The organism is Bartonella sp. TT119HLJHH (genome assembly GCF_042193385.1).
In the GTDB taxonomy this organism is placed as follows: Bacteria; Pseudomonadota; Alphaproteobacteria; order Rhizobiales; family Rhizobiaceae; genus Bartonella.
The window spans coordinates 1-3,574 of record NZ_JBHILS010000047.1 but is presented as its reverse complement, the minus strand read 5'-3'; the positions used below and the strand labels follow the sequence as shown (position 1 = coordinate 3,574).

The window sequence follows — 3,574 nt, the reverse complement described above, 5'->3', positions numbered from 1 at the left end:
CTGCTTTTATTCAACGTAAAATTTTTAAATTGTCCACGCCGACACACCGTGACACAAGCCGTATCGCCAAGGATTTTGTGCTAGGTGATCAAAGATATTACAATGTCCCTTGTGATGCATGTGGTGTTCTACAACCCATTGTTTGGTCACAAATTAAGTGGCCAAAAGGCGCCCCCGAAAAAGCTGTTTTTGTTTGTGCGCATTGTGGTCATGAACATGCCGAACATCGTAAGTCCACCTTAATGGCAGAAGAAAACGGTGCTTGTTGGATCGCAACACAGGAGTCAAGTAAGCCTCGTCTGCGTTCTTACCATATTTCAGCGCTTTATTCGCCATGGCTGACTTGGGGCGATTGTGCGCGCGAATTTTTAAGAGCCAAAGAAGACCCTGCTCTTTTGCAAGTTTTTATTAATACAGTGCTTGGAGAGCCATGGGAGGACAGAACAGGCGAAGTTGTTGACCCAGATAGCCTCTATGCAAAACGCGAAGATTATCCCCTTGCACCAGAACAAGCCGTGTTGTTAACAGCTGGTATTGATGTGCAAAATGACCGCTTAGAACTTGAAGTGGTTGGATGGGGACGCAGTGAAGAAAGTTGGCATATTGATTATCAAGTTATCCTTGGTGATCCCTCTTCTTTTGAAGTATGGGACCAGCTGGATGAATACCTTACAAAACGCTGGCCACATACAGGCTATAAAGAGGGAATTAGGATAACAGCTGCTTGTATTGATACCGGTGGTGGACACACACAAGCGGTTTATAATTACGTGCGCCCCCGTGAGGGACGACGTATCTGGGGAATTAAGGGGCAAGCGGGATGGCGTGCGGTATGGCCACGCCGTCCAAGTAGAAACAACAAAGGACAGATTAATCTCTATATTGTTGGGGTTGATGCAGCAAAAGATATTATCACGGCACGGTTTAAAAAATCCGGACCTGAAGCATCGGGTGCTGGTGCAACACACTTTCACAAAAGCCTTGATCGGGAATATTTTGACCAACTGACCGCTGAAAGAAAAGTCATCAAATATTTTAAAGGCTTCAAGCGTATTGAATGGCAAAAAAGTGAAAAGGCAAGAAATGAAGCCTTGGACTGTAGGGTCTATGCTTATGCGGCTTTACAAGGTCTGATTTCGGCAGGAATAAACCTTAATCGAGAAGTCGATATCTTAGAAGAGCGTCTGGAAAAACTTAAAATTGAAGGCTCTTTAGAGCAGCCAACATCAGAACATGTGCCCTCTCCTGCTCCAAGAAGATCTCAGACAGCACAACCTCAAAGGAAACAATCCAGAACGGTGATGAATCCTTATATGCAAGGGGATTGGAGGTAATTTATGGATACAGACTTGAACCAAGTAAACAGCAAAATTAACAGACTGGAAAGTTTAAAAAGGCGGCGTGAACAAATTGAAGAGGCTCTTTATTCAGGTGCACAATCGGTACGCCATGGCGATAAGCAAGTAAGCAACCGCTCTGTTGAGGAACTGCGCAGAGCGCTTGAGATGCTGAACACACAAATAGCCAACCTTGAAGGACGCAAGCGTTCACGCGTTTTCTATTTTAATATATCACGAGGCTATTAATGGCTGGCTTTATCAATAAACTCACGGGCTTTTTTAAAATTTCTCGTCAACACAATCCCCATTTTGAAGCGGCAAGCAAAAGCCGCCGTATGGGTGGTTTTGACCCCGCAAAAAAACATATTAATAAAGCGATTGAAGAATGCGGTGATACCATTGTTGCCCGTTCAAGATGGCTTTATGACAATGAATCTCTTTATGGGTCTGCAACAGAAGAATGGGTCTCTGCGGCTGTTAGTGATGGGATTAAACCCTATCCTCGTATTGAAGGTTTTCAAGAAGAAAAGAAAAAGCTTTTAGACTTATGGTGGCAATGGGTTGATGAAGCAGACTATGATGAAGATGCCAATTTTTATGGACTTCAAGCAACCATTGCACGAGAGGTCTTTTTAACTGGTGAATGTTTTGTAAGACTACATTATGTTGACCTCTACGGGCGCTCTGGTGTACCACTTCAATTACAAGTTTATCCCACCGAAATGTTAGACCTTACTTACAATGGACCGGCTGATATTGAAGGCAATTACATTCGTATGGGGATTGAATTTAATGCCAGTGGCAAGCGTGTTGCTTATCATTTCTGGGAACATCACCCCTATGATGATGTCCCTGCAAATATAGCATTTGAGAGCCAAGAGCGCGTGCGCGTCCCTGCTGAAATGGTCCTTCACATCAAAGAGCGCCGTATCGCAGGACAATTGCGCGGTTCTCCAAAAATAACGCGCGCTATGACAAAGATCTTTCAACTCGAATCCTATGACGACGCAGAACTCGATAGAAAAAGGACGGCGGCTCTTTTCGCGGCGTTTGTCAAGGACAATTCACCAAACGTCGAAAAATTATCCGATAATCGTGATAAAAACAACGTTGAAGAAGAATACAAAGCACCTGTCATTGCGCCCGGTGCATCTCTTTATTTAGGAGAGAATAAAGAAGTTACATTCTCAAATCCTGTTGAGGTTGGAGGTTCTTATGAGGCTTTTCAATTTCGCAATATCTTGAAAATTTGTGCAGCACTTAATATGCCTTATGCCGTTGTGACTGGAGACGTTACGCGCGGCAATTTTTCCAATGTGCGTACCTCTATCATTCAGTTTAGACGGCACGTCAAACAATGGCGTGAACATATCATTGCCTTTCAGTTTAACCGCATTGTGTGGGAGCGTTTTGTTGAAATGGCAGTGCTTTCTGGATGCGTCAATTTGCCAGGGTGGGAAGAAAATCCCTTGCCATGGCTTCAATGTGAAAGCTTTGCACCCCCGCTTGAAATGATTGATCCAAACAAGGATATCTCAGCGGAAAAAGAAGAAATTCGTGCAGGCTTGAAAACACGACGCATGGCACTTGCCGAGCGTGGCTTTGATATCGACAGCATTCATGCCGAACTTGAAGAAGAGCACACAGACGCTCGTGCGCGCGGCTTATCTTTTGACACGGATATGGCAGCGCCCTCTGCTAGCAATCAAGCGATTGATACAGCAGATTCAGACCCTTCTGAGACTTATGAAAGTAACCAAGGCAGTGAGGCACATAAAAATGGTGAATAATCTCGACATGCCGTTTTTGGCATCACGGCTTTTTGGGGTTCCTCATATGCTTGCCTCGACAAAGCTTGATATCATTTTGAATGCTCTTGCACCACGCCTTTTTGAGGGAGAAAAGTTTCCCATTGAAGCTTATTCGCAAGAGAATACAGAAGCTTTAAGACCCCCTGAAACTTATGTAGTACAAAACAATGTTGCCATAATACCGGTTCATGGCACGCTTGTGCGCCGTGGTGCATGGCTTGGGGCTTTATCGGGGCTAACCTCTTATGAAGGTTTAAGGGCTTCTTTTCGTGAAGCCATTGCACAACATGATGTTCGCGCTGTTTTATTTGATATTGACAGCGGCGGTGGAGAAGCCGGTGGTGTGTTTGATTTGGTTGAAGAGTTTCAAACACTCTCAAAACAATACGACAAGCCCATTTGGGCACATGCCAATGAGTTTGC

At 44.4% G+C, this 3,574-nt stretch carries 3 protein-coding genes and 1 pseudogene; all 4 read left to right on the top strand.

Annotated elements, in window-relative coordinates:
• Positions 1-1,334: terminase gpA endonuclease subunit (locus ACFIJL_RS08820; RefSeq protein WP_375624292.1), on the top strand; the 1,334-nt coding region annotated here is incomplete at its 5' end.
• A 3-nt stretch (positions 1,335-1,337) separates the two neighbouring features.
• Positions 1,338-1,586 carry a phage head-tail joining protein gene (locus ACFIJL_RS08815; protein WP_375624290.1) on the top strand — a complete coding sequence of 83 codons (249 nt, stop codon included), beginning with the start codon at positions 1,338-1,340 and terminating at the stop codon, positions 1,584-1,586.
• Positions 1,586-3,130, top strand: a complete 1,545-nt coding sequence (locus ACFIJL_RS08810; protein ID WP_375624288.1) for a phage portal protein — start codon at positions 1,586-1,588, stop codon at positions 3,128-3,130. The genes ACFIJL_RS08815 and ACFIJL_RS08810 overlap by 1 nt, the downstream gene beginning before the upstream one ends.
• A pseudogene (locus tag ACFIJL_RS08805) lies at positions 3,120-3,574 on the top strand (S49 family peptidase); the annotation flags it as partial. The gene ACFIJL_RS08810 and the pseudogene ACFIJL_RS08805, both read left to right, overlap by 11 nt.

Excerpts from the sequence above, each read along its gene's own strand:
- ACFIJL_RS08815 (WP_375624290.1), top strand. The coding sequence starts at position 1,338 with ATGGATACAGACTTGAACCAAGTAAACAGCAAAATTAACAGACTGGAA.
- ACFIJL_RS08810 (WP_375624288.1), top strand. The coding sequence starts at position 1,586 with ATGGCTGGCTTTATCAATAAACTCACGGGCTTTTTTAAAATTTCTCGT.